We start from the raw sequence: 23,133 nt of genomic DNA on the forward strand, positions 1-23,133 counted from the left end.
TGGCTATAACGAACAACGTTTACTTGTAAGGAGGATGAAGTATGTTTAAAGGGTTTTACACGGCAGCAGCGGGTATGCTGTCTCAACAGCGTCAAACTGACTTATTAACGAATAACATAGCAAATGCTAATACGCCAGGATTTAAAGCAGATCAAGGTACGTTAAAGGCATTTCCTGATATGTTGCTGCAGCGAATGGAATCTGAAGATTTACCTACTGACCGTAGCATCTCTGTTCAGAACAAAAAAGACATAGGTGCGATTAATACGGGCGTGTATATGCAAGAAACAGTTCCAAATTTTACACAAGGTGATCTTCAGCAAACGCCTCAATCAACTGATATTGCATTGATGGAGCAAAATATGCCTACAAAAGAGGGCGGACTATTTTTTGTGGTACAAAGCCCTGATAATACGCCCCAATATACAAGAAACAGTAATTTTACATTAGATCAGGAAGGGTTTTTAACTACGTCTACCGGAGCTTATGTATTAAATACAAATAATCAACCAATTCAACTAAAAAGTGAAAACTTTACAGTTGATTCACAAGGTAACGTAACGGAAAATAATCAGCAGGTTGCACAAATCGATATTGCTTATGCTAGTGACTTACAAACGATTAAAAAGGCAGGGAATGGATTGTATGAAACGCTGAACAATCAGCCCTTGCCTTCAGCAAGGAATAATCCAGGCATTTCTTATCAGTTAAAGCAAGGATTTGTTGAACGTTCCAATGTAGATGCTGCTCAAAGTATGACTGATTTACTAACGGCTTACAGAGCTTTTGAGGCAAATCAAAAAATAATGCAAGCTTACGATAGAAGCATGGATAAAGCGGCAAATGAAATTGGGCGTGTGCGCTAAAAGCAACAGGGGAGATGAGAAGGATGAACCGTACAATGATAACAGCGGCCAATACGATGGGACAGCTGCAGCAGCAGCTTGATGTCATTGGTCATAATCTATCTAATACAAATACGACAGGATATAAAGCGAGAGATGCTTCATTTAATGATATGCTGTATCAACAAGTAAACAATCAAGAAGATAAGGGAACAGAAAAGCGGCTTACGCCAGCCGGAATTCGGCAAGGCACAGGCGCTTATTTAGATCAAACGAGCTTGAATATGACGCAGGGTGCTTTTCAGAATACAGATAAACTATTAGATGTAGCTGCATCTAATCCAAACGTTTATTTTCAAGTTGCCGTAAACGATTCCCAACAGCCTGTACAGTATACGCGAGATGGTTCTTTTCATCTTAGCCCTGAAGGCCCGAACGATGTTAAATTAGTAAACGGTTCTGGTCAGGATGTGCTGGGGGAAAATGGTCAAGCTATTATTTTCAATAACGCGTTCAAAGATATACAAATTGATGGAAGTGGAACGATAACGGTTACTACGAATACGGGCGTTGACCAGTTTACACTTGGGTTAACAAATGTCCAAAAGCCGCAGGTGCTAGAAGCTAAAGGAGAAAATCTATTTGCCTTTCCAGCAGGGATGAACCAACCGAATATGTTTACAGATTTGACTGGAAAAGCTCGAGAAACAGCAGGCGTAGAGCAAGGGAAGTTGGAACAGTCAAATGTAGATTTGAGTAAAGAACTTACTGATATGTCCATTGCTCAACGTGCGTATCAATTTAATTCCCGCTCTATTTTAATTGCAGATCAAATGATGGGCTTGGTTAATGGAATCAGAGCTTAAGCAAGTAGTTGCTTCTCAATTGAGCATTCTGTATATTGATAATAGTATCGTATGTTACATGCGGTTTGAAAGGAGACTTATTTATGCTTGATATTGAACAAATTAAAGAAATTATTCCACACCGATATCCATTTTTATTGGTCGATCGCATTTTAGAAGTGGAAGAGGGAAAAAAAGCAGTGGGTTTAAAAAACGTATCTGCCAATGAAGAATTTTTTAACGGGCATTTCCCTGACTATCCTGTGATGCCAGGGGTTTTAATTGTAGAAGCTTTGGCTCAGGTAGGAGCAGTAGCTATGCTAAAAAAAGAAGAAAATCAAGGACGTTTAGCATTTTTTGCAGGCATTGACAACTGCCGTTTTAAAAAGCAAGTAAGACCTGGTGATCAACTGCGTTTAGAGGTTGAAATTGTACGTGCGCGTGGATCTATTGGCAAAGGAAAAGGTATCGCAACTGTAGATGGAGAGTTAGTCTGCGAAACAGATATTATGTTTGCTTTAGGCGATAAAAAAGAATAGTACATAAGAGCTGCTGATGCAGCTTTTTTTATTGACGCTGCAAAGCAGAAAAAAGTTTCTTTAATAAAGGTATAATATCCGTTAGCAACTCTTTTTGAAGTGTTGGTGACAGAGATGAAAATTGTAAGAGCACATGTTTCAATAAGGGCTGTTTATCTATGAGGGTTAAAATGGTCTCGTCGTGTGAATCCGATTCACATTTTCTTGTTAAGTAAAGAAGTTGGAAGTCATGTAAATGATCTTGTTTATAAGAGGAAGGCTCAATAAGTTGGTCCAGCGTAATTTGAAAACAATTACATAGAGATAGAAAATCAAAAATGGAAGGCGTTTGTTTCGAACATTCCCATTTTGAAATAGTTGTACGAGAAACATTCAACTGATTTGCTAATTCTTCTTGTGAAAACCCTCCTTTTAGTCTGAAATGTTTAATTCTTTCTCCAAAATCTTTCATATGCATCACCTGATTTCGTAAAGATAAGTATATGTCTTATTGTTCGAATGTAGTTCATGTTCTTTGTAACATGCTAAATTCGCACAATATGAAACATATACACTTTACCTTCTGCAATAAAGGGAATAAAACCTGTTTTTATTTCTTTTTTTTCTCTAAAAAGATTCATTTTTCTGCATGGATATAAAAAAAAGAACAAAAATAGAGGTTTTTATAGTAAAAAAATCCTATTTTTTGTTCGGCATATTGAAAAAAATGGTTGAATAACGGGGAAAAATGCATTAATATACGAATTACAAAGAAAAAGGAGTGAAAAAATGACAAATTTTTATTTGAAAAGGCAAGGCGCTCGCATAAGAGATAATCGCTTCAAACGTTCTAGTTGTGCTCATTTATTTTTAGGAAAAAAAGAAAGGTACCTCTCCAGTGAGTTCTCTTTTCTTTACCCTTCTCATGGACCAACGAAAAAGACCGCAAACAATAATCCTCTCTTTTAAATCCAGACACCTTGAGATGACTTGACTTATTTTTTAGATGTACTTTTTATCGGTCTGTTTCGAAGCTGCAGTTTGAACTGTTGAAGTAAATCTTGACCTGATAACCCTTGGTTAATTAAATCCTCTAAGAGCATTTCAGCATAATGAAGTCTCCGTTCTTTTAAAACACCTTTCATCAACAAACTAATACGATTTTCACCAATTGAAGTAATGGAAGCCACGGTAGCTATAAAGGTAGCCGGATCATTTGTTTCTTTCGTAATTTTAGCTTCTACCGTCATTTTTTGTTTATCTTTCAACAAAACATGAAATTCATCGTACCATTTCTTATCGATAACTGCTTCTAAAATCCAGTTATTTTCGCCGTCTTCTTTATTAATAATAAGGCCATTAGTTAGTGAGACAGACTGACGCTTTTCTTGATCATCAACCAATTGAAATGACACAAGTTTAAATGTTTTCATTGATGTTTCCTCCTTTACGTAAATAGTAGGTTATCCATATTATAACATGAATGAGCTTAAAGATTCCCATTATTCAATCAGTTGGAGTGGTAGACTATGATTAACCATATTATTCTTGTAGGAAGACTGACAAAAAAACCTGAGCTTCGATATACCCATGAAGGGATTGCAGTATCTACTATTACTTTAGCAATTAATCGAACGTTTCGAAATGTTGAAGGTGAATATGATGCTGATTTTGTCAACATTACTCTGTGGAGAAAAAATGCAGAAAATACGGCTGCTTACTGTGATAAAGGAGCGGTTGTAGGTGTGGTAGGGCGTGTACAAACGCGCACATTTGAAAATAATCTTCAGCAACGAGTATATATGACCGACGTTGTGGCTGATGCTGTTAAGTTTTTAAGTGGAAAGCCATCCGGTTTTTCTTCATTTGATTCAAATCAACAAGAAGAATAAAGTTATCTAGTATGAAAGGGGGTGATTAGTTCAGCTAAGGTTTTAATTCCTCTTATCTATCATAATAGAAGATAGATCCTTTTTAAGAGCAAGGCTCTTTCTATGTTCTCAAGAGAGAAAACTAAAGTATTCACTACCCCCGAACTATTCCTCTATTTCAGCCGTTAAATCATTTAACGGTTTTTTTGCTGTATATAAGAGGTTGAGACATAACTGAATTAATGCAATCTAAAGACAAACAAATGGGGTGAGCTAGTATGGATCACTTGTTACACCACTGTTGATTTCCGTGCAAGGATTCGCTTTCCGCGGACGGCCGATGAGCCTCCTCGTCACTTGCGCGCGGTCTCATCTATTCTGCTTTTCTCGCAGGAGTCTTCGCTTTGCCCTCCGCTCAACAGCTAGAAGAACCTACATATATGAAACCTACGTCCACCCTACCAATGAAAAAATCCGAACGAGTTTGATTCTCCATCAAGAATCAAACTCGTTCGGATCTTCCTCCAACTAAAATACTTTTGTTTCAGCTTCTATCAATTATTTAGAAAATCTTTTTGCCCCTAAGTAGCGCTTGCTCCAGTAGCTGTTATCTAAGCTTGCGATGGTTACACCCGTAGAAGATCCAGCATGAATAAATTGACGATTACCAAGGTAAATGCCCATATGTGTAGGACCGCTAGAATATGTATTAAAAAACACTAAGTCTCCAGGCTGTGGATTACTGACGGGTGTTGATACACTCCAATAACCAGCCGTCGTATAGCGCGTTGTAGAAATTTGTTGTTTCATTACGTAATAAATGAATCCGCTGCAGTCAAAACCAGAAGGAGTTGTGCCACCCCATTTGTAAGGAACACCTATATAACGTTTTGCATCTGAAATCATTTGCGATACATTTAATGTTCCGTTAGAAGTTGAAGGTGTGGATGTACTTGGTTTTGTTGTTGGCGTAGTTGTTTGGCTGCTTTTTGATACCTTTAATTGTTGATTTACATAAATCGTATTAGACGTTAATCCGTTTATTTGTTTTAGCTCACTGACGCTCATGTGAAATGTCGAAGCTATTTTAGATAGGCTATCTCCACGCTGAACTTTGTAAGTTCCGTTTGCATCCTTAGAAGGAGTTTCTGCTGGTTTACTCGTAGTTGAAGTCGATGCGCTATTGCTTCCATTTACTTTTAACGTTTGGTTAATATAAATAATGTTAGAAGAAAGAGCGTTCAAACGTTTTAATTCTTCTACGTTCATATTAAAACGAGTAGCAACTTTCCAAAGGGTATCGCCGCTTTGAACTTTATAGGTCGAACCAGTAGCGGGAGCTGAAGGCTTTTCTTCCTTATTAGATGGTTGAGAGGTTGAAACGGAAGGAATCGATAACGTTTGTCCTATGTGAATTGTATTTGAAGATAACTTATTTACGCTTTTTAAAGCTTCTACCGTTGTATGGTATGTGGTAGATAATGACCAAAGTGTATCTCCAGCTTTCACTTGAACAGTTGAAGCAGATGCTTCAGCTGAAGCTTGATATAAGAATGTCCCGCCAACAATGGTGCCTAGAGATAAAGCGAGCTGCCTTTTTTTCATTAATAAATCCCCCTAATTATGTAAATGTTTCGTGTTTATTTTTCCAATATGTCTATTAAATTACAAAAATATTATATGTATAAATATGCTGGAATTTAAAGAGAAAGTAAAGGGTCTTTTTTGCTATAAAAACACCTTTTTATTCAAAAAAACGCTATTTATTGCGCTTTTTGTATCTTTATCAGTAGCTGGAGAATGATTTGCACTTATTTTTTTGTGTCGAATGGTCTAATAAAAAAAGAGGACAAGTAAAAAAGTCCTCTTTTTAGTAACGTTGTAACACATTTTATAATTTTTCTTATTCATTTCTGTATGCAAGAAGCTCTTGTAGTTCTTTATTAGAAAGTTCTGTTACCCATTGATCTCCTTGGATGAGTTCATTGTTTAGATGTTGTTTTTGATTCATCACTTCATCAATTTTTTCTTCAATCGTTCCTCTTGTAATAAACTTATGAACATGAACAAATTTATTCTGCCCAATTCGATGGGCGCGATCGGTTGCTTGGTTTTCAACGGCAGGGTTCCACCATCGGTCAAAATGAATAACGTGATTTGCAGCTGTTAAATTCAATCCAGTTCCACCTGCGCGAAGAGAAAGGATAAAGATGGCTTTTTTCCTTGCTTGAAATTGAGCAACCATCGCATCTCGTTGTTCTTTTGACAAACTTCCGTGAAGGAATAAAACCGGCTCGTTGATTTCTTTTTCTAAGGTTCTTTGCAGCATGAGTCCTGTTTCAATATACTGAGTAAAGATTAAACAGCTTTCTTGCTGTGTGCGAATGCTCTCTACGAGTTCAATAATTTTTTCACTTTTATGAGATCGCCGTACCGTTTGTTTAGCTGCACTTTCCTTTAAGTACAAAGCTGGATGATTGCATAATAATTTTAGCTTATTTAGTGTTTGCAAAATCATGCCTTTTCGTTCAAATCCTGTTTTTTCCTCTGTTTCTTGAAGCATTCCTTGAACTAGCTCTTGGTAAAGTGAAGCTTGTTCCGCTGTCAGCGGGATATATTCTTTTTGTTCTTGTTTATCAGGCAGTGAGCGGGCGATGTTTTTATCTTGTTTTGTTCTTCTCAATAAGAAAGGCTGAATGAGTGCTTTAAGCTCAACAGTTCGTTCAGGTTTCTCGCCTTTTTCAATGCCTGCTACAAATCGGTTTTTAAATGAATTGATTGTTCCTAAGTAACCAGGATTGATGAATTCAAATAATGACCATAGTTCCAGCAGACGGTTTTCAATTGGAGTTCCAGTAAGCGCAATTTTGTGTCTTCCTTGCAGCTGACGGATGGCTCTCGCCTGTTTAGTCTGCGGGTTTTTAACATGTTGTGCTTCGTCTAAGGAAATGCTGTTCCACATAAACCCTTTCAACAATTCGACATCCAAAAGAGCAACTTGATAAGTCGTGATCACAACGTCAGTACTTTCACATATCTTCTCAAATGCGTATCCGTTGGTTCTTTTCGGCCCGTAATGAACATGAACACGAAGAGAAGGGGCAAATTTCTGTAATTCTTTTTCCCAGTTTCCAATTAAAGAAGTTGGGCAAACGATAAGAGAAGGAGAGCTATGTAACTGATGAATATTTGTTAAATAACCAATTAATTGAATGGTTTTACCTAGCCCCATGTCATCTGCTAGACATCCTCCTAAGTTAAACTTTCTCAAAAACATGAGCCAATTCAAACCTTGCTGCTGATAAGGTCTTAATGCACCTTTAAATTCAGAGGGAGGCAGCACTTCCGGCAGCCGTTCTAAATCCGTTAAGGATGTAATAAATGATTGAAAGGAAGCGGGGAGTTGGAACTCAACTTTTACCTCTTCTTCATCGGTTTTACTGTCTGCCATGTAGGTTAGCTTCGTTTTTAAAATTTCATGAATTGAGACGCCTTTTTTACTAGCTTCTTTAACAATTTTCTGCGCTTGTTTAATTAATCTAGAATCCAGTTGAATCCACTGTCCGTTAATAGATAATAATCGGCGTTTTTGTTCGACTAATTTCCGAAACTCTTCTTCTGAGAAAGTTTGATCGCCAATAGAAAATGACCAGCGGAAGCTGCTGATAGCTTGCTTACCAAACAATGCAGATGAAGTATTTTCTATAGCGCCAGATACTTTGATGGTGGCTTTTTTTAATGATTCCCACCAGCTTGGCAAATGGATAGAGACACCTTGTTTAATCAATGCTGGACTATCTTGAGTTAGAAATTCCCATACTTCCTCATCTGTTAGGACAGACTGAATAAACGCGCCTTTTTGGTATAAAGTAGGAGCCAATGCTTTCCATCGTTCGTGTTCGTAAGCGATATATGATTCGTAGTGGTTCCACTCTTTAGGAAGCGTTCTTCCCAGTATAAAAGGTTCTTTGGCTTCATCGTGGGGAATCACGAATGTTTCAGCCATCCATACATCTCCATCGGTCGTTGGCTCTACAATACGCAATGAAAGGTCAAAGGGAGGATTATAGCTCTCGCCTTCTATGCTTATTAAAAAGTCCTTTCCTTCTTTTTTTAACAGGCTCTCTTTAATTTGTGCTCGCCACTCTTGCTCATCAGCTTGTGAAAGCGATCCAGTCATTTGTTTTTTTAAAGGAAGAGAATGAAATTTCCCTTGGATAATCCTCTTTGTCATATCGACTGCAATTTGCTGATAAGTTTCCGCTGAAGCGGACAAAGCCGGTTTCAACACATGCTGTTGAATAGGTAGTTGTATGAAAGTGAACATTTGCCATGCAGAAAGAAGAATTCCTTTTTTTCCATTAATCTCAACCTGTGTAGCTTCGCTTCCGTAATAGGTCTGTTCATGCCATAGAAACAGCGCATCTTTCCATGTATCAGGGAGCAAAATTTGGCCGCTAGGTGATACACAGTAGAGAAAAAAGTCACCGTGTACAGGTTCGACTTCAAGTGTTAAATGAAACAAATCAAACATTCAGTAAATCTCCTTTTTCTAATAGTTGTTGAAACGCGCGCTGTTTCTTCGTTTTTATCGCTAATTCTTCCATATAATGTTCCCATAGTAGAGAGCGATTCATTTGTAGATAAAGTCTCTTTAATTCTTGTAAGTAGATATAGGCTTCTTGATAACTGCTTTTCTTTTTTTCATAAATCAGCTTTGAAATCATTTGATGATAAAGAGGAATAACCAGCTTTTCATCTTTTTGTTTTAAGGCTTCTATCGTTTGCTCGTCATATTTGATGCTGTCATATTGAAGAAGCACCTGTAATTCAACCCACTTTTTCAATTGGTCAGAAGCATATAGAAAATCACTGTATTCAATAAAACTATAGGGAAGTAATGTTTGTAATGCTTCAGTATACAAAGTTTGATCGTTCGTTAAGTCTTTATAGTGCTGAAATAAATTTACAATCATGGAGACCATGTTTCGGCTTCCTTGATAAGTAGTCGGAACGGTGCGTACGTAATCTCCTATATAGGCCATTATATAAGAGCCCCACTGAGTAAAGCGGTCAGTTTCTTTTTCGTGCAATAAATCATTTAACCAAGGAATAAGATAGGGAATCATTTGTAGTGTTTCATCGCTCAAACGTTCTTTTGCTTCACCATCTTTTTCTTGAAGGAATAAAAGATAGGAAAGAGCTGTATTGTTTATAAAAGAAACGTGCTTGGCTTTTAATTCGCTTTCCTCAGTTTTTCGCCACTTTTCTAACGTGAAGACTTTTTGCCAAATAACGCGATAAATCTCAATACGTTCGTATTGTAAAGGCATATCTTTATGCAATAATTCTCGGATGTATGGAATGCTGTCCTCTATAATAGATAATGCATCTCCATCGTATTTCGTTTGCTTTAATGAATCAGCGGTAGCATAAATTTCATTTGTTATTTTGTAGACGTGACTATATACAAATGATTCCTCGATGTTAGTAGAAAGCTGCTGTGCCTGTAATTGAGCTGATAGTTTATAGAATGTATGGACCGCTCCATACATACAAAATAAAGCATAAAGCAATGGGTGCTCAGGAGCCTTTTTCACTAAAGCACGGTAATAGTACTGATAATATTCGTGATAAATGGAACGGTCATTTTCGTTCCGCCCCTGCATAAAAAGCGTATACTGCTCCTCAAAAGTTTGTCTCCACTCTTGAAAAGTTGCCTTCGGCTTTTTTAACACTTGTTTGGCAGATAGCATAGTCAAAGCTGCTTTTTCATGATTTCGCCATTCTTTGAATAGGGGCGCAAGCGGTTCTATTAATGAATACATATAAAAAAACGCTGCAAAGCAGTGTTCACAAAATCCGTTATGCTGACAAGAACAGGTACTTTCAGGGAGCAGCTGCTTGTTTAGTTCAACATAAAACGAATCGATTTTAACGTTTAACATCTGTTCACCATTGTGCAAAATGAAGAATGAATGGGTACGGTAAAGGTCTAATCCTGCTTGGGCATTCGTACGATAGCGTGCATCACTGTACGGGAAATGATGTATAAATTGGTGCTGTAAGTGATCTGAAAACGAACTCATAATCCCATTCCTTTCTATACATAAGTGGAGCATAAAATTATATTTATAAGTGATTAATTTTCTTTTCATTATAAATGATAAAAATAGAATTATACAAAATCTTTTGTTATGATAAAGCAGAATCCAACATGACTCTTTATAAAAAGAAATGGACTCAACATGACTTTGTGTACATACTCAATCGCAGACTTACTATACTATAACCAATAAGCACGATTGACATTGACAGGAGGAAAAGTAAGTGAAAATTCGTAAAGCTATTATTCCAGCAGCTGGATTAGGGACACGCTTTTTGCCGGCTACAAAAGCACAGCCTAAAGAAATGCTGCCAATTGTAGATAAACCAACGATTCAATACATTGTGGAAGAAGCAGTAGCATCAGGTATTGAAGATATTTTAATTGTAAGCGGTCGCGGAAAACGAGCAATCGAAGATCATTTTGATAAATCATATGAGTTAGAAGAAACATTAGCCGCAAAGGAAAAGTGGGACATGCTCGAAGAAGTGCAGGGGATTTCGAATTTGGCTAATGTTCACTACATTCGTCAAAAGGAACCCAAAGGATTAGGTCATGCCATTCACTGTGCAAGAAGTTTTATCGGAGATGAACCTTTTGCTGTTATGCTAGGCGATGATGTAGTTCAATCAGAAACACCTTGTTTGAAACAGTTAATGGACGTATACGAAAAATATGAATGCGCTGTAGTTGGTGTACAGGAGGTGCCTAGGAAAGAAACTTCAAAGTACGGAATTGTAGGTCCTAAAGGAGAGCCTCTTGAAAAAGGATTATTAGACGTAGAAACGCTCGTTGAAAAACCGAATCCAGAAGAGGCCCCTTCAGGCTATGCAATTATGGGGCGCTATATTTTAACACCGGAAATTTTTGATATTTTAAGTAGAGAAGAGATTGGCGCAGGAGGAGAAATTCAATTAACAGATGCTATTTTACGTCTGAATGAATTTCAACGTGTTCTTGCTTATTATTTCGAAGGAAAACGTTATGATGTTGGAGATAAATTTGGATTCATTAAAGCAACAATTGATTTAGCTCTGCAAAGAGAACCGCTGCGAGAAGAGTTAGTGAGCTATTTTAGAGAAATTGTCGAAAAAGAAGGGCATATGTAAAATATATTTACTAGGGGAACTATTGGGAATCAAGGAGATTTTCAATAGTTCTTTTGGGTTAGAGCTCGTTGTACAAAAGATGGTTATATCGTTTATTGATGAATTCTCATAAAATGTTACATAATAATAAGTAAAAGAAATTATTTCATGTTTTTATATAAATGCTATCATGAAATGACATTTTTCGATATAATATCAGATAGGTTTTATTTATTAAGCATGTCATATAAAGGAGATTTTCTGCAATGACAAAGAAATTGTGTGTAGTTGGTTTAGGATATATAGGTTTACCGACAGCTGTTATGTTTGCCAATCACGGCTTATATGTACACGGTGTCGACGTAAATGAAAAAGCAGTAGAATTAATTAAAAATAAGCAACTTCATATAGAAGAAAACGGCTTACAAGAACGTTTAGAATCAGCAGTTGACAACGGACACTTCACGGTAGGCACAACAGCTGAAGAGGCGGATATTTTTATTATTGCTGTACCATCACCAATTAATGAAGATAAAACGGCAAACTTGAACTATGTTCGAGAAGCCACAAAATCGATTGTTCCTTACGTTCGTAAAGGAAATTTAGTAATTTTAGAATCCACAGTTCCTCCGCGTACAGTAGAAGACGTTATGCTACCTGTGCTAAAAGAAACTGGTTTAGAATTAGGCAGTGAGTTATTTGTTTCTCATTCACCTGAACGCGTTATTCCAGGAAAAGTATTTGAGGAACTAGTAAATAATGACCGTATTGTCGGTGGTATTAACGAAGAGTCTAGTCGTTTGACTGTTGAGCTTTATAAAACATTTGTAAAAGGAAATATTCACGTAACGGATGCTACAACAGCTGAAATGGTGAAAGTAATCGAAAACACATATCGTGATGTGAACATTGCGTTTGCAAATGAGCTGGCAAAAATCAGTGAAAAAATTGGTGTAAATGCGTGGGAAGCGATTAAGTTAGCGAACTATCATCCACGTGTAAACATTCATTTACCAGGTCCTGGTGTAGGCGGCCACTGTATTGCTGTTGACCCTTGGTTCTTAACGGAGCTTCAGCCAGAACTGGCAAAAATTATTTCTCTTTCTCGTCATACAAATGATTCAATGCCTGAATATACAGCATTGAAAACGAAAAGCCTGCTAGATGAAAAGGGCATTCAACATGGACGTGTAGCTGTTTTAGGTTTAGCTTTTAAAGGAAATATTGACGATATGCGTGAAAGTCCATCAACAGATGTACTTCATCATTTAGAAAAGCTGGGCGTTGATTACACAGCATTTGATCCTCATATCAAAGAGAATAAAATCGAACGTCAGACGCAAAGTTTGGATGAAGCTGTTGCACATGCGGATGTGATTCTTATTTTAACAGATCATAATGAGTTCAAAGAGCTTCTTCCATCAGCTGTTGAAAATCACATGCGTACAAAAGTTATTTTTGATACGAAAAACTGCATTCAGCGTGATCAATGGAAAGCAGCAGGCTTTGACGTAGTGTTACTTGGTGATTCAAAAGTTTCTACTTTATAAAAAGACGGGCTGAACAGCCTGTCTTTCGTTTGTAAAAAACTAAAAAATCAACATACGGGTGATTTAATGAAGGAAAACATCTTAGGAATAGACGTTTGTAGCGACACGTACGATGAGCTAGCGGTAAAGTTACTTCAGGATATAGATAAAGGCCGAAAATCATTTATTGTAGCAATCAACCCTGAAAAAATTATGAAAGCACAAGAAGACAGGGAATTAAAGTCACTATTAAATCAAGCGACTTATCAAATTCCAGATGGAATCGGTGTGATTTTAGCTTCAAAGCTCAAAAAGGGACGTATTCGTGAGCGTGTAACGGGTATTGATATGATGCTGAAGCTGTGTAAAGAAGCAACGAATAACGGTAAAAGAATTTTTTTATACGGAGCCAAGCCTGGAATTGCAGATGAAGCCAAAGCTAAGTTGGAAGAGATGTTTCCAGGGATTTTAATTGTTGGAACATTAAATGGTTACGAAAAAAATGAAGAAGTCATTGAACGTACGATTAATGATTCAGGAGCAGAAATTGTTTTTGTGGCTTTAGGCAGTCCAGCCCAAGAAAATTGGATTATTGCTCATAAAGAGAAACTTAATCCTTCTGTTTATCAAGGCGTAGGGGGCTCGTTCGATGTTATTTCAGGACGATTGAACCGAGCACCTGCTGTTTTTCAAAAGTTTGGTTTAGAGTGGCTTTATCGACTGTTAAAAGAACCATGGAGATGGAAGCGTCAGTTAGAATTACCTAGGTTTCTTCTCCGAGTGTTAAGAGGTTAAAAAAGCATGCGGATTATGTCCGCATGCTTTTTATTTTTAGATATCTTCTTTCTTGTTTTGTTGCTTGATTTCATCCGTTAGTTCGTGCAAGCTTTGTCGCACATTTCCTTTTCCAGAAAAGTTTTCAATCAATTCCTTCACATCTATACCTGAGGATGCTTTCAGCGATTCTTGAAGAGAAGACATTAAGTTTGTTGCATAGCCAGTCACTTTATTAGCTCCGCTGTTTTCACCGTTGCTTCCTGTATCCACAACCGTAATTTTGTCGATATTTGCTAAAGGACTTGCAACTTGTTTTGCATATTCAGGAAGCATCTTGATAATCATATCTAAAATAGCCGCTTGACCGAACTGCTCGAATGCTTCAGCTACTTTTTGTTTAGCTTCTGCTTCAGCTAAACCTTTTAAGCGGATAATCTCAGCTTCAGATTCACCTTGGGCACGCTGAGCTTCAGCTTTTGCTAAACCATCAATTCGAACGCGTTCAGCTTCAGCTTTAGCCATTGCTTCAATTCGATATTTGTTGGCGTCTGCTTCAGCAAGCTGTTTTGCTTTTTCAGCTTCTGCGGATTGCTCAACAGAGTAACGATCTGCATCTGCTTTCTTTTTTACTTCAGAATCGTATTGACGCTCACGACGAAGAATTTCTTTTTCTTCTAATTCAATTTGTTTCTGACGTTCAATAATGCGGATTTGCATTTCTTGTTCTGTTACATCTTGTTTCGCGCGAGCTGTTTCTAGATCATATGCTTGGTCAGCACGAGCTTTGGCAATATCTTGTTCGCGACGATATTCAGCGGTTTTTAACTGATTCATTTTTTCAGCTTCCGCGATTTCTGTATTTCGCTCAAGCTCCGCTTTTTGGGCATCTTTATGAGCCTCAGCACGCTTGATTCTTGTTTCTTTTTCAGCTTCCGCTGTTGCGATGTCAGCATCTCGCTTAACTTGAGCAATACGAGGTTTCCCTAGAGATTCTAGATAGCCGTTCTTATCCCGAACGTCTTTAATTGTAAACGATACAATAATTAACCCCATTTTAGCTAGATCTTGTGAAGCTACGCGCTGTACTTCTTGAGAGAATTTTTCACGGTTTTTGTAAATTTCTTCTACCGTCATAGAACCAAGAATCGAGCGAAGGTGACCTTCTAAGACTTCTCTAGCTTCGGTTTCACGATCTTCTTTTGCTTTGCCTAAAAACTGCTCAGCGGCCGTTGCAATTTCTGAAATAGAACCTCCAATTTTGATGATTGATACCCCATCAGCCATAACAGGAACACCTTGTTCTGTATATACTTCAGGTGTAGATACTTCCAGTTTGCTTGACAGTAAGCTTAGAGGCTCAGCCTGCTGAAAAACTGGCAGCACAAACGTACCGCCGCCGCGAACAATTTTAATGCGGTTTCCGGATTCATCGATGTGCACGTTTTTGTTTCCCAGATAGCTTCCTGTTACAATTAACGCTTCATCTGGACCTGCTGTACGGTATTTTGTAATAAATACGGCAATCAGCGCAATCAATAAAAAAACAACAATTCCAACGACAACTAATATAAGTGTTGAAAACATAAAACTCCCCCTAATACTATTTATAATGAGTGATTGGTCATAACTTCTTCATAAATCACAACGAGTGCGTTGCCCCTTTGTATATCTACAACAAGCACTTTGCTGCCTAAAGGTATAGCAGTGTTTTTAAAGCTGGCTGCGGGTTTGGAGATAGTGCCGCTAACACCTTCGATAAATACTTCTCCATAACCATCTGCAGGAACGGAAGTAATAATGGTACCAAGTCTTCCTTTTAACGAATCTTCAGTAAAAGCAAGAGACTCTTCAGCCGATGATAAAGGAATCAATACAAAAACGTTGAGCAAAATAACGAGTAGAAGGGCAATAAGAGCGGAAATCGAAATAATCCAATAATTTTGCAATGACGTATAGGTGAACAAATATCCACTGGCACTAAAGAATGTTAAAAAAGAAAAAAGAAGAGTGGGGTTAAAAAAAGGTATCGCTTCAGATAATCCATCTAATAAATCGCTAAATAAAATGTATAAGAAGGTGATACTTCCGCAGATAATTAATCCATACAAATACACTGTTTGAACAGATAGACCGAACATAGTTCATTCAACACCCCCTTTATGTAAGATGATTGATGCTGTTCCTACTATGTATTACGAACCGTATCGAAAAAAGTTTCATTTTTTTGATAAAATTCCTTTTTTTGTTTAATTTCATCTCTATCCATTTCACTATATTTTAACTTTTAAATGATATAAGATAAGGACAACGATTCAGTGAATGTGGTTTGAAATAGTGGACATGCATAGGTCAAAAGTTTGTTCATATAATGAGTGGGGCCATGTGAAATAAAAATAAAGGTTTAAATATGCTTAATAAAAAGGAAAAAGAGTTAGAGATGACGAATAAATTAGACGAAAAGGGGGGAGTTCGCTTATATTTTCATAAAGTATAGTAAAGAAAATGTTCTACATAAAATAACCACATAAGAATAAAGTAAATCAGCTGTTTATACACCAAAAAATACAGTTCTTTTCTATTGATAGTTTGTAAATGTGCTAATTTTTGAGAATAAATTTCTATTTAAGTAGTAGAATCATTGTGATATAATCCATTTTGGGAATAAGTAAGTAATTATTGTTATACACAATTTGAAATACTATCCAATTATATAAAGTTGGATACATTTTTTATGGTTTTGGTTAACATAAACCTGAGGAGGGTCTCCATGCTATATTTGACCTTGTTTATTTGTTTTATTACATCTATTCTGATCACTCCGCTGGTTAAGAAGCTGGCGTTTAAAATAGGTGCAACGGATAAACCAAATCAACGAAAAGTTCATCAAAAAATTATGCCTCGCCTTGGAGGTTTGGCGATATTTTTTAGTTTTCTTATTGGATACCTCGTTTTACAGCCTGACAGTAAATATGCGCTGCCGATTTTAATCGGAAGCATCATTATCATCATTACCGGTGTCTTAGATGATATGATTGAGCTATCCGCTAAAATCAAATTAGGCGGTCAGCTAGTAGCGACATTAATTGTTGTTGTATACGGTGGAGTCCAAATTGACTTCATTAACTTGCCGTTTGGCGGAAAATTAGAATTCGGAATGTTAAGTATTCCAATTACGGTATTATGGATTGTAGGAATTACCAATGCTATTAATTTAATTGATGGATTGGATGGATTAGCTGCCGGCGTTTCCTCTATTGTATTGATTACCATCTCGGGTATGGCTATTATGATGGGCAATGTATTTGTGACAAGCATGGGTTTCATCGTATTGGGAAGTACGCTCGGATTTTTGTTTTACAACTTTCACCCCGCTAAGATTTTTATGGGCGATACAGGAGCACTGTTTTTAGGCTATATGATTTCTGTATTGTCTCTGTTAGGATTTAAAAATGTAGCGGTTATTTCCTTCATTGTTCCAGTTATTATTTTAGGGGTACCAATTTCAGATACGTTCTTTGCTATTATTCGCCGAATCGTAAAAAATCAACCGCTATCGGCTCCTGATAAATCTCATTTGCATCATTGCTTGTTGCGCTTAGGGTACAGCCATAGACAAACGGTTTTAATTATTTATGGAATGAGTGCGATATTTGGTTTAGCGGCAGTTATCTTCTCAAAGGTACAAACAATGTGGGGGTCTTTTCTTGTACTAGCTATACTCCTTGTAGCCATTGAAATTATTGTTGAAAAGATAGGACTAGTTGATAAGACATATAGGCCAATTCTTAACATGGTTCGTGGACTTCGTTTAAAAAATTAATTAAAAAGACCTCTTGGATATCCAAGAGGTCTTTTTTAATTATTCTGTTGTATCTGAAGTTGATTCAATGCCTAAATGCTTGCGGAGCTTTTCACTTACTTTTTCCACTGAATCATTGTCTAGTTTAAAATAGTACACGCCGTTAATTTTTTCATCGCTACCGTCTAAGTTAATGGTTTCGATGTCTACTTTTTTCGAAGCATAATCATAAAACGAAAGCATTTCACCGAACATTAAATTCGTTTTCATATTATCGCCAACAGCTTCGATAAGATTTCCATATTTATTTAGTGATCCAATGGAAGCAGCTTTTTTAATCATGGCTTCAATCAACTGCTGTTGTCTTTTTCCTCGCTCAATATCGTTGTCTTGTTTTCGTGTTCGAGCAACAGCTAACGCTTCTTCGCCATTTAAATGTTGATTTCCTGGTTTTAAGACAATAGCATTATGACGATCTTTTGAGTCCTTTTCACTCATCGCATAAGGTACATCAAAATCGATTCCCCCAAGTGAGTCTACAATGTCTGTGAAAGCTTTAAAATTCACTTTAACATAGTAATCAACAGGGACATTAAACAGCTGTTCTACCGTTTCTACAGTTGCTTTTGGACCTCCGTAAGCATGTGCATGAGTAATTTTATCTTTTCTGTTCACTTCAGGTATATAAACCCGCGAATCTCGAGGTATGCTTACAAGCTTTACGGTTTTATTGGTTTCGTTAAAGGTCGCCAAAATTAAAGCATCCGTACGGGCTGATTTTCCGAATTTCCTGGTTTCACTATCATCTACGCCCATAAATAAAATGGATATATCATCTTTTTTGGGATCGATTTTACGATCACGCATAGGAGAATTATCGCGATCTCCAAGTCCTTCATAAGAATCAGAAGCTACTGTTTTAGCTTTAACAAATAAATAAGAGCCATAAGCGGTTGCAGAAAGCCCTAAAATAAGGATAGGTAACAGAAAAAATGTAAAAAGCCTTCGTTTTCTTTTCCGTTTGTTTACTCTTTTTTGAAAACGTCTATATTGAGCCATACGGTTTCTCCTTTTATTCGTATATTCGAACACTTATTGTGACACTTAGTATGTGTTATAAATTGGAATGTATGAATCAAACTCGTCAAAGCTATGCATCTGTACGAGGTTTTTTACTCATTGACAAGTAGCGCAACCATCAGAATAGTTGCGCTATTTATCAATTGTACAATGTTTTTTAATAAGAGTAAATAATTCATTCTACATCTTCTTCTAAATAGGTCGTCTCACCTGCTCGAATGTTTGCTTGGCCGTTTGTTAGCTCGGTCATCCATTCAGTAAATGCTTCTGTTTGAGCTTCCTCTACAAATGTTTCAATCTCTACCATATCTGCGTAGTGGATTTCTTTTAATAGATAAACGGAACTGCGAAGCTCATTTTCTAATTTTCCAAGCCATGTATAGTCGACGGTTGTATGCATAACCGCCATGAGAGTTCGTTTGACTGTACCTAGTTCATTTAACGCTTCGGAAACGGATTTTCCATACGCGCGCACCAAGCCACCTGCGCCCAATTTAATGCCTCCGAAATAGCGCGTAACGACGACCACGGTATCTTTTAAGCCTCTTTTTTTGAGCACTTCTAACATTGGTACGCCTGCTGTTCCACTTGGTTCTCCATCATCGTTTGCTTTTTGAAATTGATCTCGTTCTCCAATTAGGTAAGCTGAACAGTTATGAGTAGCATTCCAGTGCTGTTTTTTAATGTCTTGGATAAATTGCTGAGCTTCTTCCTCAGTTGTTACACGTTTCATATGACAAATGAATCTAGATTTTTGAATAGTGATTTCATGTGAACCTTCTTGTTTTACGGTATAATATTGTGATAACAATCAAAAAATCCTCCTTAGCGTTATAAATAGAAGAAAAACGGGTATTTACGTACTGTTTACTTGCTATTAGTATAAAATGTTTATGAAAAGACATCAATTAATCAAATTCAACATCACTTGAACAAGCTATACAGAATATACGTTATAATAAAAGAGTGTGCAGGCTTGTATAGCTAAATAATGAAATGGTTTAAACAGGCAGTTAGTCACTGTTGAAGAGTGAGCGTAAATGGTAATCTATTCAAATAACGCGAGTCAAGCGTCGATTGATGTCGAGTTTGAGGGTACTAAAAACAACCGTTACTTTTTGGATATAAAAAGTCAGATAGGGAGAAAATATGGATCTTATCCTCACAATTCAGATAGGTCATACGAATACTATATATAGCATGAACGTATAGACATTTCTCCGAATGTGAGTATAGTTTGGGGTGAGTAAATGTCGAAACATAAATTAACAAGCAAGGCACTTGATGAAATTTTCGAGAAGATTATTGGCACAGTGGGAGATAGTAAAAATGAAGTCTATCGTCTTTCTGAAGATGCCAGACAAGAATATCAGCAAATAAAAGAAGAGTTAGAAGTGTTAAAAGGGAAAGTTCTTGAGACGATAGAGCAAGGCGATAAATTGGAAACTCAGGCAAGGTTGGCTCGAAAGCGTTTGTCTGATGTGAGCCGACATTTTCAAATTTATTCAGAGCCTGAAGTAAAAGACGCTTATGAAAAAGCACATGAATTACAAACCAAGCTGCTGATGAATCAGCAAAGCGAATATCAGCTGCGTAATCGTCGAGATGAACTAGAAAGACGCTTGCTTACATTAGAAGAAACGATTAAACGTGCAGATCACCTAGTAGGTCAAATTTCCGTTGTGTTAAATTATTTAACAAGTGATTTAAAACAAGTAGGGGAAATAGTAGAAGATGCCATTCAAAAAGAGTATTTTGGCTTTCGGATTATTGAAGCTCAGGAAGAGGAACGGAAACGTTTGTCAAGAGAGATTCATGACGGCCCAGCTCAAATGCTTGCAAATGTTATGATGAGATCGGAATTAATTGACCGAATTTACCGGGAACGTAGTGCAAAAGAAGCAATGGAAGAAATTCGAGATTTACGAAAAATGGTTCGTTCTGCCCTATACGAAGTGCGTCGAATTATATATGATTTAAGACCGATGGCACTTGACGACTTAGGTCTAATTCCGACGCTGCGTAAATATCTTGATACAATCGAAGATTATAACGAAGGCAAGCCTCGGATTACGTTTATTTCCATTGGACAAGAGAAGCGAACTGCTTCAAAATTAGAAGTAGCACTGTTTCGTTTAGTGCAAGAAGCTGTAACGAACGCATTAAAACATGCAGACGCGACGGAAATCCAAGTGAAGATAGAGTTCAACAATGAACACGCTATTTTGCTTGTCAAAGATGACGGCTGCGGTTTTAATCAAGAAGAGAAAAAAGAGAATTCGTTCGGCTTAATAGGAATGAAAGAGCGTGTTGATTTGTTAGATGGGACTATTTCTGTTCATTCGAAAATTAACCAAGGCACGCTTGTTATGATTAAAGTACCGATTATAGCCGCTTAAAAAGGCAGAGATATGTATATAAATAGGGGTCAATATAGAGTAAAACATTTGTTGTTCGATTTGGGGAGGAATCAAACATGCAGACAAGAATTATCATAATCGACGATCACCAATTATTCCGTGAAGGAGTAAAAAGAATTTTAGATTTCGAAAAAGATTTTGAAGTAGTTGCAGAAGGTGACGACGGTAGCGAAGTTATTGACCTTGTAGAAGAACATCAACCTGATGTTGTAATCATGGATATTAACATGCCGGCTGTAAATGGTGTAGAAGCTACGAAAAAGCTTGTAGAAGTAAATCCGGACGCTAAAGTTATTATTTTATCTATCCATGATGATGAGACATATGTAACTCATGCCTTACAAACAGGTGCACGAGGCTATCTGCTAAAAGAAATGGATGCGGATGCGTTAATTGAGGCGGTGAAAGTAGTTGCAGAAGGTGGTTCATATTTACACCCTAAGGTAACGCATAGTTTAGTAAAAGAGTACCGTCGACTAGCAGCTCAAGGACAATCGTCTTCTTATCCGCACGAACCAATTGAGATTCGCCGTCCACTACATTTGTTAACACGTCGTGAGTGCGAAGTGCTACAACTGTTAGCTGATGGTAAAAGTAACCGAGGAATCGGAGAAGCATTATATATTAGTGAAAAAACCGTTAAAAACCATGTGAGTAATATTTTGCAAAAAATGAATGTAAATGATCGTACTCAAGCTGTTGTTGTGGCAATCAAAAACGGTTGGGTAGAAGTAAGATAAGTTCAAAAGTCCGATATACCACTAGGTATATCGGACTTTTTTTTCTTTTTATAACTTTTTTTTGAAATTGTAGGTAAAAAGTCATGTTTAATGAGAGAGGAAAACAACCGATAAGTTAAGGGGAGAAAATATCTTTTAGGAAGGCAAAGGATGATACCTTTACACATTTACTCGTCCTTTAACTTCGTTTAAGCATACAGGGAATCTTAAGGATCCTACAACCTTCGACGAAAGCATCCATACCTCAAAACAATGTCCATCAAGTTGATGCATGCTCTTGTAAAAAAAGGTCTTTAATACATTCAGATACATATGAGGTCGTAGAAGAATTTATTCAAACCTCAACTGGTGTCCTTTAAAAAATTTAAAAGTTAGCTTTTAGTGAAATAAATAGAAAACTGATTTAAAGAAGACAAGAAGGTGATGAAGCTGAATTTTATAACGGAAGAATTAATCTATCATAAATCTCCGCAAGAGCTAACAGCTATGATGTATGAAAAATTTATTCAAAATATTGATGAAGCTGTTATAGCAATTCAACACAGCGATTATTTTACAGCGAATGAAAAAATTAAACAGTGCAACGATATTTTATATCGGCTAGGAATTGGCTTAACATATCAAGCAGGTATCATTGCAGAGCAGTTAGATACCCTATACAACTATATGTCTGAGCGATTAATTAGGGCTAATTTAAAAAAAGATACATTTATTTTATGTGAAGTTCAACAAATGATGAAGAAGCTTTCTAACGCTTGGAATGAAGTGTTAAAAGCGACGCCTAAAGTTACCTCTTCGCTCCGAAAAAACAAGCTGTCTTCTTATGAACGGCACATAAGTATCATTCTTAGCTAAAGGATAATCATCATATCCACGCATCAGATGCCTCTCGAAACTTTCAGCTAATCAAGCTAGCACATCTAAAAGTCTAAATTGAATGGAGTGTATACTAACAGAGAAAGGAGAGATACATAGTGGAGGTACAGCGAATTAACAGTCTTTCTTCTTCCATGAATCTCATTAGAGAAAAAGAAGTAAGTGGTTCGGTTTCATTTACAGGAGTAATGGCCAAGAAACAAAAAGAACTAACCTATGAACATTTAACTCAAGTGATAAATAAAATTGAAGAACAGGGAAAGCAGTTAGTGAAAAGTCAAACTATTGATTCTTTGCGGAAATACAAGACGCTTGTGAAGCAGTTTATGAACGAAGTGGTTAAAAATGGTTTTGAACTTCATGAAGAAAGAGGATTTAATCATAGAGGAACGACTAAAGTATATAAGTTAGTGAAAGAAGTGGATACGAAACTAGTTGACTTGACAAATGATATCCTTCAAAAAGAAAAAGACAATTTAAATTTACTCAAGCGGGTTGGAGAAATTCAAGGTTTGTTAATTAATATGTATACGTGAGGGAGCTTTTACTAATAGGTAAACCTCTCGTTACATGCATTTTAATCCTAAATGTTGTAGAATAGAGTGAAATTATTTTATATAACAAAGGATGGATCCCTAT

The 23,133-nt window shown here is 36.8% G+C and carries 21 protein-coding genes; 12 read left to right on the forward strand and 9 right to left on the reverse strand.

Annotated features, from left to right (window positions below; translation table 11 throughout):
* The first annotated feature begins 41 nt into the window (after positions 1–41).
* The 3 genes from LAV82_RS21695 (at position 42) to fabZ (ending at position 2,229) form a co-directional block, all read left to right on the forward strand.
* A complete protein-coding gene (locus LAV82_RS21695; protein WP_499716871.1) occupies positions 42–866 on the forward strand; it encodes a flagellar hook-basal body protein in 825 nt (274 codons plus the stop codon).
* Positions 867–889: 23 nt separating this feature from the next.
* Positions 890–1,711 (forward strand): flagellar hook-basal body protein, encoded by an 822-nt coding sequence (locus LAV82_RS21700; protein ID WP_499716872.1) that lies wholly within the window; start codon positions 890–892, stop codon positions 1,709–1,711.
* Positions 1,712–1,794: 83 nt separating this feature from the next.
* Positions 1,795–2,229 (forward strand): 3-hydroxyacyl-ACP dehydratase FabZ, encoded by a 435-nt coding sequence (gene fabZ, locus LAV82_RS21705; protein ID WP_013059788.1) that lies wholly within the window; start codon positions 1,795–1,797, stop codon positions 2,227–2,229.
* Between the two features lie 28 nt (positions 2,230–2,257).
* On the opposite strand, the gene LAV82_RS21710 is transcribed toward fabZ, so the two are convergent.
* Positions 2,258–2,680, reverse strand: a complete 423-nt coding sequence (locus tag LAV82_RS21710; RefSeq protein ID WP_025752508.1) for a helix-turn-helix domain-containing protein — start codon at positions 2,678–2,680, stop codon at positions 2,258–2,260.
* A 523-nt stretch (positions 2,681–3,203) separates the two neighbouring features.
* Positions 3,204–3,641 (reverse strand): YwpF-like family protein, encoded by a 438-nt coding sequence (locus LAV82_RS21715; protein ID WP_014457773.1) that lies wholly within the window; start codon positions 3,639–3,641, stop codon positions 3,204–3,206.
* 96 nt (positions 3,642–3,737) lie between these two features.
* On the opposite strand from LAV82_RS21715, the gene ssb reads away from it, so the two are divergent.
* Positions 3,738–4,100: a single-stranded DNA-binding protein gene (gene ssb, locus LAV82_RS21720; RefSeq protein WP_013059785.1), complete on the forward strand. Its 363-nt coding sequence runs from the start codon at positions 3,738–3,740 to the stop codon at positions 4,098–4,100.
* A gap of 537 nt (positions 4,101–4,637) precedes the next feature.
* Here ssb and LAV82_RS21725 read toward each other — a convergent pair.
* The 3 genes from LAV82_RS21725 to LAV82_RS21735 all read right to left on the reverse strand — a co-directional run bounded on the left by LAV82_RS21725 (position 4,638) and on the right by LAV82_RS21735 (position 10,168).
* A complete protein-coding gene (locus LAV82_RS21725; protein WP_499716873.1) occupies positions 4,638–5,684 on the reverse strand; it encodes a C40 family peptidase in 1,047 nt (348 codons plus the stop codon).
* A gap of 298 nt (positions 5,685–5,982) precedes the next feature.
* Entirely contained in the window at positions 5,983–8,613 is a 2,631-nt protein-coding gene (locus LAV82_RS21730) for a DEAD/DEAH box helicase (protein ID WP_499716874.1), read from the reverse strand.
* Positions 8,606–10,168, reverse strand: a complete 1,563-nt coding sequence (locus LAV82_RS21735; RefSeq protein WP_499716875.1) for a replication initiation protein — start codon at positions 10,166–10,168, stop codon at positions 8,606–8,608. Before LAV82_RS21735 ends, LAV82_RS21730 begins: the two co-directional genes overlap by 8 nt.
* Positions 10,169–10,409: 241 nt before the next feature.
* Here LAV82_RS21735 and galU point away from each other — a divergent pair, with 241 nt between their 5' ends.
* The 3 genes from galU to LAV82_RS21750 all read left to right on the forward strand — a co-directional run bounded on the left by galU (position 10,410) and on the right by LAV82_RS21750 (position 13,597).
* A complete protein-coding gene (galU, locus tag LAV82_RS21740; protein ID WP_029319374.1) occupies positions 10,410–11,294 on the forward strand; it encodes a UTP--glucose-1-phosphate uridylyltransferase GalU in 885 nt (294 codons plus the stop codon).
* A 245-nt stretch (positions 11,295–11,539) separates the two neighbouring features.
* Complete coding sequence (locus tag LAV82_RS21745; protein WP_013059780.1) at positions 11,540–12,823, forward strand: nucleotide sugar dehydrogenase; 1,284 nt, start codon at positions 11,540–11,542, stop codon at positions 12,821–12,823.
* Positions 12,824–12,889: 66 nt separating this feature from the next.
* Positions 12,890–13,597 carry a WecB/TagA/CpsF family glycosyltransferase gene (locus LAV82_RS21750; protein WP_013059779.1) on the forward strand — a complete coding sequence of 236 codons (708 nt, stop codon included), beginning with the start codon at positions 12,890–12,892 and terminating at the stop codon, positions 13,595–13,597.
* A gap of 36 nt (positions 13,598–13,633) precedes the next feature.
* Here LAV82_RS21750 and floT read toward each other — a convergent pair whose 3' ends face one another.
* Entirely contained in the window at positions 13,634–15,163 is a 1,530-nt protein-coding gene (gene floT, locus LAV82_RS21755; protein ID WP_499716876.1) for a flotillin lipid rafts scaffold protein FloT, read from the reverse strand.
* A gap of 20 nt (positions 15,164–15,183) precedes the next feature.
* On the reverse strand, positions 15,184–15,717 hold the full coding sequence (locus tag LAV82_RS21760; RefSeq protein ID WP_499716877.1) for an NfeD family membrane protein: 534 nt from the start codon (positions 15,715–15,717) through the stop codon (positions 15,184–15,186).
* A gap of 629 nt (positions 15,718–16,346) precedes the next feature.
* Between LAV82_RS21760 and LAV82_RS21765 the strand changes: the two genes are divergently transcribed.
* Complete coding sequence (locus tag LAV82_RS21765) at positions 16,347–17,399, forward strand: glycosyltransferase family 4 protein (protein WP_013059776.1); 1,053 nt, start codon at positions 16,347–16,349, stop codon at positions 17,397–17,399.
* Between the two features lie 39 nt (positions 17,400–17,438).
* Here LAV82_RS21765 and LAV82_RS21770 read toward each other — a convergent pair whose 3' ends face one another.
* Both LAV82_RS21770 and LAV82_RS21775 read right to left on the reverse strand, forming a co-directional pair.
* Positions 17,439–18,437: an LCP family protein gene (locus LAV82_RS21770; protein ID WP_013059775.1), complete on the reverse strand. Its 999-nt coding sequence runs from the start codon at positions 18,435–18,437 to the stop codon at positions 17,439–17,441.
* A gap of 196 nt (positions 18,438–18,633) precedes the next feature.
* Positions 18,634–19,269, reverse strand: coding sequence for a YigZ family protein (locus LAV82_RS21775; protein ID WP_029319369.1), 636 nt, complete (start codon positions 19,267–19,269; stop codon positions 18,634–18,636).
* 439 nt (positions 19,270–19,708) lie between these two features.
* Here LAV82_RS21775 and LAV82_RS21780 point away from each other — a divergent pair, with 439 nt between their 5' ends.
* From LAV82_RS21780 to LAV82_RS21795, 4 genes are all read left to right on the forward strand, one after another.
* Positions 19,709–20,857 carry a sensor histidine kinase gene (locus tag LAV82_RS21780; protein ID WP_013059773.1) on the forward strand — a complete coding sequence of 383 codons (1,149 nt, stop codon included), beginning with the start codon at positions 19,709–19,711 and terminating at the stop codon, positions 20,855–20,857.
* A 77-nt stretch (positions 20,858–20,934) separates the two neighbouring features.
* Positions 20,935–21,618 (forward strand): response regulator, encoded by a 684-nt coding sequence (locus tag LAV82_RS21785; RefSeq protein WP_013059772.1) that lies wholly within the window; start codon positions 20,935–20,937, stop codon positions 21,616–21,618.
* A gap of 423 nt (positions 21,619–22,041) precedes the next feature.
* Positions 22,042–22,473 carry a flagellar export chaperone FliS gene (gene fliS / locus LAV82_RS21790; protein ID WP_211078661.1) on the forward strand — a complete coding sequence of 144 codons (432 nt, stop codon included), beginning with the start codon at positions 22,042–22,044 and terminating at the stop codon, positions 22,471–22,473.
* A gap of 119 nt (positions 22,474–22,592) precedes the next feature.
* Positions 22,593–23,030 (forward strand): YaaR family protein, encoded by a 438-nt coding sequence (locus LAV82_RS21795; protein WP_211078610.1) that lies wholly within the window; start codon positions 22,593–22,595, stop codon positions 23,028–23,030.
* Positions 23,031–23,133: the final 103 nt, after the last annotated feature.

Origin of the sequence: Bacillus sp. ILBB4 (assembly GCF_035064545.1) — a bacterium.
Lineage (GTDB): Bacteria > Bacillota > Bacilli > Bacillales > Bacillaceae_H > Priestia.